The organism is Metasolibacillus sp. FSL H7-0170 (assembly GCF_038593115.1).
GTDB lineage: Bacteria > Bacillota > Bacilli > Bacillales_A > Planococcaceae > Metasolibacillus > Metasolibacillus fluoroglycofenilyticus.
The window spans coordinates 851462-864617 of sequence record NZ_CP151964.1; the positions used below are offsets into that span (position 1 = coordinate 851462).

15 protein-coding genes and 1 pseudogene are annotated in these 13156 nt (G+C 38.8%); 3 read left to right on the forward strand and 13 right to left on the reverse strand.

The genetic code is table 11. The features are described from left to right. Positions 1-168: 168 nt before the first annotated feature. Both MHH70_RS04035 and MHH70_RS04040 read right to left on the reverse strand, forming a co-directional pair. Entirely contained in the window at positions 169-822 is a 654-nt protein-coding gene (locus tag MHH70_RS04035) for a hypothetical protein (protein WP_342472621.1), read from the reverse strand. A 19-nt stretch (positions 823-841) separates the two neighbouring features. Continuing rightward, entirely contained in the window at positions 842-1456 is a 615-nt protein-coding gene (locus MHH70_RS04040) for a hypothetical protein (RefSeq protein WP_342472622.1), read from the reverse strand. 484 nt (positions 1457-1940) lie between these two features. Here MHH70_RS04040 and MHH70_RS04045 point away from each other — a divergent pair. Further along, positions 1941-2078: pseudogene (locus tag MHH70_RS04045) on the forward strand (XRE family transcriptional regulator); the annotation flags it as partial. Positions 2079-2629: 551 nt separating this feature from the next. Here MHH70_RS04045 and MHH70_RS04050 read toward each other — a convergent pair. The 5 genes from MHH70_RS04050 to MHH70_RS04070 all read right to left on the reverse strand — a co-directional run bounded on the left by MHH70_RS04050 (position 2630) and on the right by MHH70_RS04070 (position 5989). Next, positions 2630-2797, reverse strand: a complete 168-nt coding sequence (locus MHH70_RS04050) for a hypothetical protein (RefSeq protein WP_342472623.1) — start codon at positions 2795-2797, stop codon at positions 2630-2632. Positions 2798-3019: 222 nt separating this feature from the next. Then, a complete protein-coding gene (cdiI, locus tag MHH70_RS04055) occupies positions 3020-3385 on the reverse strand; it encodes a ribonuclease toxin immunity protein CdiI (protein WP_131520625.1) in 366 nt (121 codons plus the stop codon). 12 nt (positions 3386-3397) lie between these two features. After that, positions 3398-4723, reverse strand: coding sequence for a pre-toxin TG domain-containing protein (locus MHH70_RS04060; protein WP_342472624.1), 1326 nt, complete (start codon positions 4721-4723; stop codon positions 3398-3400). Between the two features lie 182 nt (positions 4724-4905). Continuing rightward, the gene (locus MHH70_RS04065; protein WP_342472625.1) at positions 4906-5283 is read right to left on the reverse strand and encodes a hypothetical protein; all 378 of its coding nucleotides are present in this window, start codon (positions 5281-5283) and stop codon (positions 4906-4908) included. A 10-nt stretch (positions 5284-5293) separates the two neighbouring features. Continuing rightward, positions 5294-5989 (reverse strand): hypothetical protein, encoded by a 696-nt coding sequence (locus MHH70_RS04070; RefSeq protein WP_342472626.1) that lies wholly within the window; start codon positions 5987-5989, stop codon positions 5294-5296. Positions 5990-6461: 472 nt separating this feature from the next. Here MHH70_RS04070 and MHH70_RS04075 point away from each other — a divergent pair, with 472 nt between their 5' ends. Beyond that, positions 6462-6683, forward strand: coding sequence for a helix-turn-helix transcriptional regulator (locus MHH70_RS04075; RefSeq protein ID WP_342472627.1), 222 nt, complete (start codon positions 6462-6464; stop codon positions 6681-6683). Positions 6684-7094: 411 nt separating this feature from the next. On the opposite strand, the gene MHH70_RS04080 is transcribed toward MHH70_RS04075, so the two are convergent. From MHH70_RS04080 to MHH70_RS04090, 3 genes are read right to left on the reverse strand one after another with little or no spacing between them, the layout of a single operon-like run. After that, positions 7095-7469, reverse strand: coding sequence for a hypothetical protein (locus MHH70_RS04080; protein WP_342472628.1), 375 nt, complete (start codon positions 7467-7469; stop codon positions 7095-7097). Between the two features lie 16 nt (positions 7470-7485). Then, positions 7486-7968 carry a hypothetical protein gene (locus MHH70_RS04085; protein WP_342472629.1) on the reverse strand — a complete coding sequence of 161 codons (483 nt, stop codon included), beginning with the start codon at positions 7966-7968 and terminating at the stop codon, positions 7486-7488. Between the two features lie 12 nt (positions 7969-7980). Next, positions 7981-8568, reverse strand: a complete 588-nt coding sequence (locus MHH70_RS04090) for a pre-toxin TG domain-containing protein (RefSeq protein WP_342472630.1) — start codon at positions 8566-8568, stop codon at positions 7981-7983. A gap of 617 nt (positions 8569-9185) precedes the next feature. Between MHH70_RS04090 and MHH70_RS04095 the strand changes: the two genes are divergently transcribed. After that, on the forward strand, positions 9186-9818 hold the full coding sequence (locus MHH70_RS04095; RefSeq protein ID WP_342472631.1) for a transposase: 633 nt from the start codon (positions 9186-9188) through the stop codon (positions 9816-9818). A 196-nt stretch (positions 9819-10014) separates the two neighbouring features. On the opposite strand, the gene MHH70_RS04100 is transcribed toward MHH70_RS04095, so the two are convergent. From MHH70_RS04100 to MHH70_RS04110, 3 genes are all read right to left on the reverse strand, one after another. Then, positions 10015-10452 carry an SMI1/KNR4 family protein gene (locus MHH70_RS04100; protein WP_342472632.1) on the reverse strand — a complete coding sequence of 146 codons (438 nt, stop codon included), beginning with the start codon at positions 10450-10452 and terminating at the stop codon, positions 10015-10017. A gap of 6 nt (positions 10453-10458) precedes the next feature. After that, a complete protein-coding gene (locus tag MHH70_RS04105) occupies positions 10459-11730 on the reverse strand; it encodes a pre-toxin TG domain-containing protein (protein WP_342472633.1) in 1272 nt (423 codons plus the stop codon). A gap of 803 nt (positions 11731-12533) precedes the next feature. After that, positions 12534-12968, reverse strand: a complete 435-nt coding sequence (locus tag MHH70_RS04110) for an SMI1/KNR4 family protein (protein ID WP_342472634.1) — start codon at positions 12966-12968, stop codon at positions 12534-12536. Positions 12969-13156 lie beyond the last annotated feature (188 nt).

Sequence of the window (13156 nt, forward strand, 5' to 3'; positions counted from 1 at the left end):
TTAACAAAATAAAGAATAAATAGAGCATACGTTTAAAAGGTGTTGTACGTACTATAAAATTTGTTAAAACATCATATAGGTCTTATTGTTCTTTAAATAAAAAGGAGTTTATTCGGCACTCCGTACTCTAACAAAAAGACGGCTATCGAATGATAGCCATCACAAGTGTTAAATTGGTAAACAATATCCATTACCTAAGTGAATATATAGATTATCTTTATTATCTTTTTTAAAAACCTCCCACTCCTCATATACTCCCTTATCAAGATAGGAAATAAAACTTTTCCAATAGTCTTGACCTTCTATTATCTTATCTTTTTTTAATTCCCACTGGTTTTCAATAAGATTATAAAAGATTGTTTCCTCGCGTTCTAAACTTGTAGAAAGTGCAATGGTATTTTTTTTAACTGATTTTATTAGACTTGATATATCATCAATTCGTTCTGTCCCTCTAGCTCTAATCATCCACATTAGTTTTAATTCATCGGCACTTATATTTTTTATTGTTTCTAAGTCATCTTCTGCCTTATATTTTAAGAATGTCCATAATTCTGCAAACTGCTTTGAATTAAAAATAATGGTTTCGTATCTATAATCTGAGTCTAAAGGAACTTTTGGTATCCATACTATATGGTCACCATATTTTCTAGCGATTACTGAAGAAGTATTACTCATACCATAATTTAGTTTTAGCTCTAAATCACCTGCTGCTGAAGTTATTAGGTTATCTGTATATCCCTCATAAATTATTTGTGAGTCGTACTTGAGATTTAACAATTCATTTGTAAATTCTCCATAAGTTTTAAAATCAAGTTTTTTCAAATGCTTTCAACCTCCTATTTTATGGAGTAACTTGAGATGGTAACTCCCAACGGTTAGAATATCTTTTCCAATCGCTCTGTGGAATAAACGAACGATGAGTTACAACACCGTCTTTAAGTGTTATATGGTACACACCTTGTTGACCGTTAATTGTTCCTGTGTGTAAATATTCTGCACGTCCATCAGGTCTAACAATTGATGGCTTATTAGATAAAATCGTTTTGTCAAAGGATGTAGGGAAGTTATGATGTGTACCTGCGTCTTCTTTCATCCTTTTTAAAACTCTGTCATCATATTTAAGATTATCCTTACCCTTAGCGCTCCCCCCCGAACCAACAGACTCACCCCTACTCATCTGCACAATCGAATCACTGTTCTTCACAGTTCCTGCCTTCGCGCCATTCGCACCCGCCATCGCCAGCTGCGGTTCATTCCCCCGCAACGCACGACCAACGTTATCCATACTTTCTCGCATGCCTTGCTTCGCTTGGGCCATCATCGCATTGGCTTGGGCTTTCAGCTCCGCTGCCTTCGCAGCGGCTTTCTCTGCTACTTTTTGACCGCCCTCTTTGAGCTTGGCAAGTAGTTTCGAGAGGCTGTTGACGAGTTTATTGCTATTCGAGATGATTTTCATTGCGCCTTTGCCGACATGCTTCGCCCCTTTGACGAGTGAACCGCCGATGATGGCGGCGCCTGCGATGGCGCGTTCCGCGGTGCTGAGCTTGCGTCCGGTAATCGGGGCGATGCCGATGACCGCCTCAATGCCGGCTTTTAGATTGCCGACAATGGGGATGAAATCGACGCCGATGGAGAGACCTTCGCGCCAGCCACCTTTTACGCATTTTTTTGTTTTTTTATAGGCAGCTAATACACAACTGAGGAATGTTAGAAGGATTTACCAATATATTCTCCCTATATTGTATTATAATTGGTTCTGTTTTTGTATCCTTGGATGGATTGTACGATGGCATTTGCACCTACATAGTATGTAATCGCTCACAATTTAACTGCACCGTGGTAGACGCTACCCCTATTTCAACTTGAGAAATCCATCCAAACGGCTAACTTTTTCTTTGCAGTCAATATAATTCGACTGTAAGGAGGGCTATGGCGAAAAAATTAAAGTGAACATCCATGAATTAACTAAACAAAACGGTATTTCACTGAGGAAATTATCTCGATTAAAAGATATACGTCATGCCGATTTAAGTGAGCTAGCCAATCAACAAAGGCAAAATATTAATTTCCATCATATCTAAAAAATTACAGAAACGTTAGAGATTGAAGATATTCGAGAAATTATTTACCTTATAGGCATAGAAGATTAAAAAAGTCACCTCCGTTGTTGGAAAAAGCGACTTTTTTATCGTAATTATTAATAAAATTGTGTACGCCTTTTGTTCAAACTCCGTTCCCTCTATGTGGTTAGCGTAGAGCAAGAGTACCTTTTTTGTCTTTCTTATTGTTTATCGCCACGAGCGTTGTCAGTATCATTTGTTTTTTATTATTTCCTACTCTTACTACCATCGCCATGTAAAAAGTCATCTCGCATACTTCTCACGCTTTTTATTGTTTAGTAATACTCATTGATGGCACTGCCTTCATGATATTTGATTCTGGACATGGCATGGCTTTATTTTATCAACAAATTCTAATTTCTCTTTTACTCTCCTGTTATGAGCCGTAATTCTATATTCTTATTGTTTTAACCACAACAAAAAACCTTGAAAGATGGTTAGCCAATCAAGGTTCAATTTCCTTATATTTCATAATACTTTATTTCAATGCTTCTTCTAATATATTCTTCTCATGTTCTAACATACCACTTAACATCCTTCTCTGAACCACCAGATTTATTGGTACTCATCTGAACGAGCGAGTCACTTTCTTTCTTCGCTCCCGTCTTCATACCATTCGTACTTGCTGTTGCAAGCTGAGGTTTATTTCCGTTTAACATATCTCCAAGCTTATCCATGCCAGTCTGTATCTTTTGCTTTATCTGTGCCATCGAGGCAAAAACAGGCCAATCATGGGCTATCTGACCATAATCGACCTGTCCAATATAACAGCATAGCGTTATTTAAGGTATGAAATTTAAGCATTTATGTGCATACAAACGAAATGACGAAACTTTTATATGAATATTCCATGGATTATATTCATTATTGTTTCATTCGGCATTGTATAGCCCCACTTATTAAATTAATGTAGTTTTAATTTGGTTTAATAGAAGTACAACTTTAGATTCCTCCATAGGATATGAGCCAAGGTACTGATCTGTTAAATTATCTAGAAAATCAATGAAGTCTGTATTTGATACTATTTCATATTTAATCTCATCAACTGCTGGTGGTTCAACTTCAAATTTCACACCATTATCTCCAAAATACCCTTCTTCCCACGATTCATATTCAGATGGAAATGCACAACTGATAAACTCTGAGATACCATATCCTATGGAGTTTGAAAAATCCTCAAGAGCATTTACAAATTTATCTTCATCAAGATAGAGGAAATATAGTTCCATTGCAGTTAATTCATCAAAATTCTTATTTATTTTCATTGTTTATCTCCTTTAGTCTAGTTTTGGATAGAAGTTTGTAATAGTACCATTTGCATCCATATACCCTTCAAATTTCAATCCGTTCGGATTAATACCAGTTATTTTTCTTCCGACAATACTACCAGCATCAATTCCTTGTTGCATTGCGTCTTTACCCCATTCGATTATGGTTGCATCCGATATTTTGGATGGATCATACACTGTTTTTGGATTCTTGAAGTGCTTATACTCCCCAGTTAGATTACCCTTATTATCAAGTTTAGGTATCTTGTAATTAATTTGTATGATTCCATCAATTGTAGGATGGGGTGTTACTTTATGGATAAAATCTTTATCATCTAACTTCTCAACATTTCTAAAATAATTGTAGAACTCATCCATATTGTGACCACCTGTAATACCTTTAGAAGCATCACGATTAAAACCTTGTACATTTATTAGGTGGTTATCATAATCTGATTTGAAAACTAGATTACCCGTACCCTTAGAAGTTCCCCCCGAACCAACACTTTCCCCCTTACTCATCTGCACAACCGAATCACTACTCTTCACAGTTCCAACCTTCGCACCATTCGCACCCGCCATCGCCAGCTGAAGCTCATTCCCCCGCAACGCACGACCAACGTTATCCATACTCTCTCGCATGCCTTGCTTCGCTTGGGCCATCATCGCATTGGCTTGGGCTTTCAGCTCCGTTGCCTTCGCAGCGGCTTTCTCTGCTACTTTTTGACCGCCCTCTTTGAGCTTGGCAAGTGGTTTCGAGAGGCTGGTGACGAGTTTATTGCTATTTGGGATGATTTTCATTGCGCCTTTGCCGACATGCTTTGCCCCTTTGACGAGTGGACCGCCGATGATGGCGGCACCTGCGATGGCTCGTTCGGCGGTGCTGAGCTTGCGTCCGGTAATCGGGTCGATGCCGATAACCGCCTCAATGCCGGCTTTTAGATTGCCGACAATGGGGATGAAATCGACGCCGATGGAGAGACCTTCACGCCAGCCACCTTTTACCCATTTTTTTGTTTTTTTATAGGCAGCTAGCACAAAGCTTTTCGCATCATTCTTCACCCACTGGACTAGTGCGAGCTCATCTAGGTTGTTTTGCAGCTTGCGGGCGTAGGTGGTGACTTTGCCGAGTGCTTCTTCTACGGATTCCTCTACTTCCTCGAGGAGCTCCTCCACGCTCTCCTTTAATTCGGTTAGCTTCGCTTCTACCTTTTCAGCGACTTTCTTGACTTCTGTTTTCACTTTTTGTGCGGTTTTTTTCGCACTTTTGATGGCATTTCCTACGACAGGAATGCTGGCAATGGCTTTGCCTATCGATTTCCAGAACTTCCCCATTAGGCACCCCCTAATGGAACAGGGGCTTTCGAGCTACCTGTCATGTATACGACTTGTCCTTGAATATCCGCAATGCCATCGAGCACGAGGCTGCTTGAGCGACAGGTGAAGTGGATGGATTCGGTCGCTGTCCACGAGATGGTGTTGCCTGTGAGGACGAGATTGCTGCCTGCTGTCACTCATCATACTTTATCTTCACAATAAACTTGCAATCTATCAACTTTCAAATAGACATATCGTCCCACTAAATATCGGTAATCTTCAAGTAAATCACTCGTAATAAAAAAGCCTACATCTAAAATATTATCCCCTAACATTTTTCCCCAAAGTGCATAACTATAATTATTAATGTGTTCAATTTTTTTCAAATATTGATTCTTTTGTTCCTTTATCTCTAAAACATCATTTACAAATATATCTATTTCAGCCTCATATATTTTGCCTATTTCTTGTTGTTGGGGAGACACATTAAATCCTATAATTTTTTGATTGTTAACCAAAAAATATAATTCTTCCTCAATAAGAGAGTTAAATTTACATATTTCTATTTTATTATTCATAATTTCTCCTCTATTCAACAGGGTTAATAACAGGAATATTCTCTCCATTATTCATCATTTTCCAAAAAGTTTTACCACTTTCAACATGATATGTTGTAATTTCCCCCAAATTATTTGTTCCTACAAATTCAAACTTAGCATAACTTTTTATAGGAACACCAGCAGCATTAGTTAAGCCACTATTTTTCATAAATTTAACATAACCTGTTCTTAGTTCTCCCTTATATTCGTATTGAACTTTTATTCCATTCTCTATTACATTATTTGCTCCTATTAGGTACTCATTAGCATTAGAGTATACCCCTCCGAATTCACCACCATGTTTTCCAAAATGTGATTCTAATTTTTCAGTACTTCCAAAATTCATTCTGCTAACATTCTTACTATTATTACCCGTACCCTTGGAAGTTCCCCCCGAATTAACACTTTCCCCCTTACTCATCTGCACAACCGAATCACTATTCCTCGCACTATTCCCACCAACTGTGGCAAGCTGCGGCTCATTCCCCCGCAGCGCACGACCAACGTTATCCATACTCTCTCGCATGCCTTGCTTCGCTTGGGCCATCATCGCATTGGCTTGGGCTTTCAGCTCCGTTGCCTTCGCAACGGCTTTCTCTGCTACTTTTTGACCGCCCTCTTTGAGCTTGGCAAGTGGTTTCGAGAGGCTGTTAACGAGTTTATTGCTATTTGGGATGATTTTCATTGCGCCTTTGCCGACATGCTTCGCCCCTTTGACGAGTGGACCGCCGATGATGGCGGCGCCTGCGATGGCGCGTTCCGCGGTGCTGAGCTTGCGTCCGGTAATTGGGTCGATGCCGATGACCGCCTCAATGCCGGCTTTTAGATTGCCGACAATGGGAATGAAATCGACGCCGATGGAGAGACCCTCGCGCCAGCCACCTTTTACCCATTTTTTCGTTTTTTATAGGTAGCTAATATACAACTGAGGAATGTTAGAAGGATTTACCAATATATTCTCCCTATATTGTATTATAATTGGTTCTGTTTTTGTATCCTTGGATGGATTGTACGATGGCATTTGCACCTGTATAGTACGTAACCGCTTACAATTCAACTGCACCGTGGTAGACGCTACCTCTATTTCAACTTAAGAAATTCATCTAAACCGCTAACTTTTTCTTTGCAGTCAATATAATTTGATTGTAAGGAGGGCTATGGCGAAAAAGATTAAAGTGAACACCCAACAATTAACTAAACAAAAAGGGATCTCCCTGCGAGAATTGTCTCGATTAACAGATATACGTCATGCCGCTTTAAGTGAGCTAGCCAACCAAAAAAGGCAAAATATTAATTTCCATCATATCGAAAAAATTGCAGAAACATTAGAGATTGAAGATATTCGAGAAATTATTGACCTCATAGACATGGAAGATTAAAAAAGTCGCCTCCGTTATTGGAAGAAGCGACTTTTTTTATCGTCATTATTAATAAAATTGTGTATAACCTTTTGTTAAAACCCCTTTCACCCTGCTTGGTTAGCGTAGGGCAAGAGTACCTTTTTGTACTTCTTATTGTTTATCGCCACGAGCATTACTACTCTCGCCATGTAAAATGTCATCTCGCTTACTTCTCACGTTTTTTATTTTTTAGTAATACTCATGATGGCAGTGCCTTCATGATATTTGATTCTGGACATGGCATGGCTTCATTTTATCAACAAATTCTAATTTTTCTTTCTACTTTTCTGTATACAGGAGTAAATATGAGTTATCTTTCTAAAGCCAGATTGCTTTAACTATAACAAAAAACCTTGAAAGATGTAGCCTAACAAGGTTTCATTGAAGATTTTATTTTATATTATAGATATCTAACCGTTGACAACAAAAACTTATAAAATCCCCTTCATTTATATCTCCTGGCAACAAATTGTTCTCCAACTCTAGTAATAGTTCACCTAATTTTACTTTTTCATAATTCTTATCAATTAATTTTCCTATTACCCTATAGGCAAAAGGGTCATCTAATTTTTCAATACTATACTCTGCTTTTTCAGCTCTTACAAGATTTGAGACATTTAAACAATAAATTGGCTCTATTAATTCACTTTCTTCTAAATAATTTAATGGTTGTGCAAAACACATTATTTCAAACTCTCCATCTGTTACAATTACTTCAGCCTCTAAAGCTTCTTGTGAAATCCAATTTATTTTTTTTATTTTCATTATGTCCCCTCTTTCCTTATTTCCTTGTTTCAATGCCTAAACTTGGTGCTTTTTTAGAAAGTTCTTTAACCGACTTTATATGGAACGTAGTTATATTTCCTGTATTTCTATCTAGTCCAACAAATCCATATTTCGCACTGCCTTTTCCACCAACAATTTTCACATATCCATTCATTTCTGGTACGTATTGCCCTGTCTGAATAACATGGTTAGCATCTTCAAGGTAAGTCTTTAAATTGTATTTACTTTTACCCATGGCGTCCATTATCTCTTTACTATGCTTTTCATAATGTATTATAGCTTCATCACCTTTGAATTTGACAAATTTACCCGTACCCTTAGAAGTTCCCCCCGAACCAACACTTTCCCCCTTACTCATCCGAACAATTGAATCACTACCCTTCACAGTTCCAACCTTCGCGCCATTCGCACCCGCCATCGCCAGCTGAGGCTCATTCCCTCGCAACGCACGACCAACATTATCCATACTCTCTCGCATGCCTTGCTTCGCTTAGGCTATCATCGCATTCGCTTGGGTTTTCAGCTCCGTTGCCTTCGCAGCGGCTTTCTCTGCTACTTTTTGACCGCCCTCTTTGAGCTTGGCAAGCGGTTTCGAGAGGCTGTTGACGAGTTTATTGCTATTTGGGATGATTTTCATTGCGCCTTTGCCGACATGCTTCGCCCCTTTGACGAGTGGACCGCCGATGATGGCGACACCTGCGATGGCGCGTTCGGTGGTGCTGAGCTTGCGTCCGGTAATGGGGTCGATGCCGATGACCGCTTCAATACCGGCTTTTAGATTGCCGACAATGGGAATGAAATCGACGCCGATGGAGAGACCCTCGCGCCAGCCACCTTTTACCCATTTTTTCGTTTTTTTATAGGCAGCTAATACGAAGCTTTTCGCATCATTCTTCATCCACTGGACTAGTGCGAGCTCATCTAGATTGTTTTGCAGCTTGCGGGCGTAGGTGGTGACTTTGCCGAGTGCTTCTTCTACGGATTCCTCTACTTCCTCGAGGAGCTCCTCCACGCTCTCCTTTAATTCGGTTAGCTTCGCCTCTACCTTTTCAGCGACTTTTTTGACTTCTGTTTTCACTTTTTATGCGGTTTTTTTCGCACTTTTGATGGCATTTCCTACGACAGGAATGCTGGCAATGGCTTCGCCTGTCGATTTCCAGAACTTCCCCCAAAGATTATACAGCTTGAGCGAAGGTGAATCTGTATATACAACATGCAATTTTTATTTATGCTATAGTGACTAGCCGTAAGCTATATACCATTCATTTCAGGTAAAAGCCAAACCACAAATTTAACGGTGCGATATCAACTACTGGCATAAGCATTGAATTAAACAGAAATAATCAGATGATTTTAACAGAAGTTACCAGCGTATTTCCCTATATCTTAATATAAATAATTGTGTTTTTGTATACTTGTGAGTAATTCCCTTCTTCTTTGAAAATCCCCTTTAATAGATGAATATTACATCACCGTATTTCTGCATATGTAGTATGCTAATCTTTCGGGCTTAATATATCATTTAAATAATCGCAATCTTTTAATTTACATGCTTAAATATGTATAAAGCACTTGGTGCCTGTTATATGAGAGTATAAAATATTTTGTGTAAATGAAAATTTCAATAGAAAAAAGAAGACCCTTTCTTGGTAGAATTAAGTCACCACAACCAATCCTAGAAAAGAGGTCTTCCCTATGAATCAGTTTACAACAGAAATTGTCGATGCACTAGTGAAAAAACCAGATATTACCGAGGTTTTTCGTTCGCATTTAGAAATGGCGATTATTTCGCTGCTGGCGACGGATCTGACGGAATTTTTGTATTACGAAAAATATGATCGCATTGGCTTTAACTCAGGCAATTCTCGTAATGGGTCTTATTCGCGTACACTTCACACGGAGTACGGTGATTTAGCCATTCAAATTCCACATGATCGTAATGGTGAGTTCAAACAACAGACAGTCGCTCCGTATAAGCGCTCAAATGATACGTTAGAAGATACGGTGATTCACCTATTTAAAAAAGAGATTACCATGTCTGAAATTGCGCACTTAATCGAGAAAATGCATGGGCATCATTATACGCCACAAACGATTTCAAACATGATAAAAGCTGGCTCAGAAACGGTTGAAGCGTTTAATAAACAAATTAAGAAATATACGAAGCGCAAGGAGCAGTTTCCGAACGAAAAGTCGATGGAACGCTTCTTAGTAACGCAATTCGAAGACTACAACCAACGTTTCGCAACTCGTTGTCACATCGGCTTCAATCAGGCCCGTGCCCCACTGGAAGAGATGTTTGAACAGCTGCACGAACCAGTAAATTAGCGGGGACTCGCCAACGCGAAATTTGGGTGTGTAGGAAAGGGCTAGCCCTTTCCTACACACCCAAATCAAAGCTCCGAACAAATGTATTTGAATACAAAAGTGACAATCTACCTTGAAGGATTGAAAAGTCATTTACACAAAAATATTGACAGTACCGTAGTTAGCTAATCAAGGTTAACAATTCCTCATTACAAATCTATTCTTCAATTAAATCTATATAATATTCGTTATCATTGATAAACTTTTTAAAGAATTCCTCTAACGATGCTGCTATCTGAATGTCAAAATAAAATACTGGATTATTTACTAATTGCAACTCTAACGATATATATATACCTTCGTTTAATTCAAAAAAAATAAGTTTATTCTCATCGTCGTATAATTCATCTAAATCTGGATCAAATTCAAAAACGCCTTCTCTAAGCCTAATATCTGCTACAGCTCCTGGTCCCAGTAATCTATTTATTGCATTAGCACTTTGACCTTTAATAAAACCATAACCTACTTCTAGATATAATTGTTTTAAATCTTCTGGCAAATCCATGTCCATCCTTTGCTCAGCTTTTAAAACATCTTCTTTAGATACCTTATAAATTTTATTTTCTATGCTACTAATAAATTTAAAATCAGCCATATCTTATTACCTCCTTGGAAATAGTTTTCCTGACGGTGACCCTTTTCCATGTATTCCAGCCTGATGTTCATCAGGGTATTTTGCTGGATGAATGTTCCACCATTCATGAGGACCACCAAAGTTATTTTCTATGATATGATGAGCATCATATGGTTGACCAATACTTCGAGCAACTTCTCCATTCTTATCGAACACCTCTTCAGTATACCTAGGCCATTTTTGATTTGTTTTTTCTTCCCATTCTATAATTAATCTATCTTTCAAGCTTGTTGTAAATTTTCTCCTATGTTTAGCTGTTTCTTTTGGTGTTAATTTTTCAAATTTATTGTTTCTCAAAGCTTCTTTTATATAGTCAATCTGTTCTTTATGAACCTTTCGTCCAGTCTTCATTTCTATATCTCTTAAATATGCCTTTGCTAAATCTTTATCAAGTTTACCAGCCCCCGAAGAATTCTCCGTACTCCTCTGCACAGTTGAATCCCAATCCCTCACAGGACTATTCTTCACAGGAGGACCACCTGCTGTCGCCAATGCAGGCTCATTCCCTCGCAACGCACGCCCAACGTTATCCATACTCTCTCGCATGCCTTGCTTCGCTTGGGCCATCATCGCATTGGCTTGGGCTTTCAGCTCCGCTGCCTTCGCAGCGGCTTTCTCTGCTACTTTTTGACCGCCCTCTTTGAGCTTGGCAAGTAGTTTCGAGAGGCTGTTGACGAGTTTATTGCTATTTGGGATGATTTTCATTGCGCCTTTGCCGACATGCTTCGCCCCTTTGACGAGTGGACCACCGATGATGGCGGCGCCTACGATGGCTCGTTCGGCGGTGCTGAGCTTGCGACCGGTAATGGGGTCGATGCCGATGACCGCTTCAATGCCAGCTTTTAGATTGCCGACAATGGGGATGAAATCGACGCCGATGGAGAGACCCTCGCGCCAGCCACCTTTTACCCATTTTTTCGTTTTTTTATAGGCAGCTAGCACAAAGCTTTTCGCATCATTCTTCACCCACTGGACTAGTGCGAGCTCATCTAGGTTGTTTTGCAGCTTGCGGGCGTAGGTGGTGACTTTGCCGAGTGCTTCTTCTACGGATTCCTCTACTTCCTCGAGGAGCTCCTCCACGCTCTCCTTTAATTCGGTTAGCTTCGCTTCTACCTTTTCAGCGACTTTTTTGACTTCTGTTTTCACTTTTTGTGCGGTTTTTTTCGCACTTTTGATGGCATTTCCTACGACAGGAATGCTGGCAATGGCTTTGCCTATCGATTTCCAGAACTTCCCCATTAGGCACCCCCTAATGGAACAGGGGCTTTCGAGCTACCTGTCATGTATACGACTTGTCCTTGAATATCAGCAATGCCATCGAGCACGAGGCTGCTTGAGCGACAGGTGAAGTGGATGGATTCGGTCGCTGTCCACGAGATGGTGTTGCCTGTGAGGACGAGATTGCCGCCTGCTGTCACGGCTAAAGGATGCTGGCTCTGCACCTCGATTCCACTGTCTTGGTGTACGCTGATATAGACAGCACGCTTAATGACTGGAAATACATTTTTAAAAGCTTTTCATCTATGTATCAAAAGCACTTGTTGTTATATTCAACAAGTACTTTTTATATCCTTCAATACCACTGCTCTTAGTACAGTGGTTAAATATTTACTTTAACTAATTTCCACCTGCACCTCCCTCTTGTTCATCCTTTATTGATTGTAAATATTCCACTAAAACTTTTTGATTATATGCATCACCTTCATCTGGTAAAATACCCAAATATTTATATTCCCAGACAATTGCACGATCGTAGTCGCATGCCTCTGATAAATCCTCATTGTCTTCTTTCGAAATAGCTGAAAGATTGGCTGCACATCGAAAGTGGCTAAAATCGCATCAAAACGACGAGAACTTTCCATTTTCAATAATTCATGGATGTCAAAAAGGCTCATTTGTTTTACAATAGTCAAAGGGCATTCACCTCTTGGTTGATTTTGGTTTGGTCACTTGAATTATACCAAAATGGGGAGGTGCCCGTTTCTTATTGTCTTGAAACCCTTGGGAGACAAGGGGTTAGAATTATGAAATTAACTCATATATTATTCAAAATCAATATAATATTTATCATCATACATTACTTTTCTTAAAAATTCTTCTAAAGAATCAGCTATTTTTATCTCATCGTAATAAATAGAATTCTCTTTTTCTTCACTCAAGTTAATTAGTAATAACGCACTTTCATTTGCTTCAAAAAAAATTAATTTCCCCTCTTCAAGCTCTTCATATACTTCTATGTCAGGATAAAATTCAAAATCATTAACTTTTAATCTGGCATCTCTTATAGAAGCAGGACCCATAATTCGATTGACATTATATTCAGATTTCCTAAGAAAACCATAACCAACTTCTAGAAGGAGTTCTCTTAAATCGTAAGGAATTTTTAGTCCCAAAGTTAATTCAACCTCTTCAATTTCTTTTTCACTTACAGGGAAAAACTGATTACCAACTTGGTTTTTAATAAAATCAAACCTCATAAATTACTTTCCTCCTAAAAATTTATATTTTCTTGGAGCATCAGCCCAATAGATATTCAATTTATTCTCCCCTTCTAATGCGTGAACTTTACATTTAAATATGTACTTTGGAGTTGTTCAGGTGTCATATTATTTGTTCATTTAACTCTCATAGTTTTTGTTTCAAGATCATATTATTGTTTTAACCA

Coding starts and splice junctions, on each gene's coding strand:
- MHH70_RS04105 (WP_342472633.1), bottom strand. CDS start 11,730: ATGGGGAAGTTCTGGAAATCGATAGGCAAAGCCATTGCCAGCATTCCT.
- MHH70_RS04070 (WP_342472626.1), bottom strand. CDS start 5,989: ATGAAAATCATCCCAAATAGCAATAAACTCGTTAACAGCCTCTCGAAA.
- MHH70_RS04050 (WP_342472623.1), bottom strand. CDS start 2,797: ATGGATAAGCTTGGAGATATGTTAAACGGAAATAAACCTCAGCTTGCA.
- MHH70_RS04085 (WP_342472629.1), bottom strand. CDS start 7,968: ATGCGAGAGAGTATGGATAATGTTGGTCGTGCGTTGCGAGGGAATGAG.
- MHH70_RS04075 (WP_342472627.1), top strand. CDS start 6,462: ATGGCGAAAAAGATTAAAGTGAACACCCAACAATTAACTAAACAAAAA.
- MHH70_RS04060 (WP_342472624.1), bottom strand. CDS start 4,723: ATGGGGAAGTTCTGGAAATCGATAGGCAAAGCCATTGCCAGCATTCCT.
- MHH70_RS04080 (WP_342472628.1), bottom strand. CDS start 7,469: ATGAAAATAAAAAAAATAAATTGGATTTCACAAGAAGCTTTAGAGGCT.
- MHH70_RS04040 (WP_342472622.1), bottom strand. CDS start 1,456: ATGAAAATCATCTCGAATAGCAATAAACTCGTCAACAGCCTCTCGAAA.
- MHH70_RS04100 (WP_342472632.1), bottom strand. CDS start 10,452: ATGGCTGATTTTAAATTTATTAGTAGCATAGAAAATAAAATTTATAAG.
- MHH70_RS04110 (WP_342472634.1), bottom strand. CDS start 12,968: ATGAGGTTTGATTTTATTAAAAACCAAGTTGGTAATCAGTTTTTCCCT.
- cdiI (WP_131520625.1), bottom strand. CDS start 3,385: ATGAAAATAAATAAGAATTTTGATGAATTAACTGCAATGGAACTATAT.
- MHH70_RS04095 (WP_342472631.1), top strand. CDS start 9,186: ATGAATCAGTTTACAACAGAAATTGTCGATGCACTAGTGAAAAAACCA.
- MHH70_RS04065 (WP_342472625.1), bottom strand. CDS start 5,283: ATGAATAATAAAATAGAAATATGTAAATTTAACTCTCTTATTGAGGAA.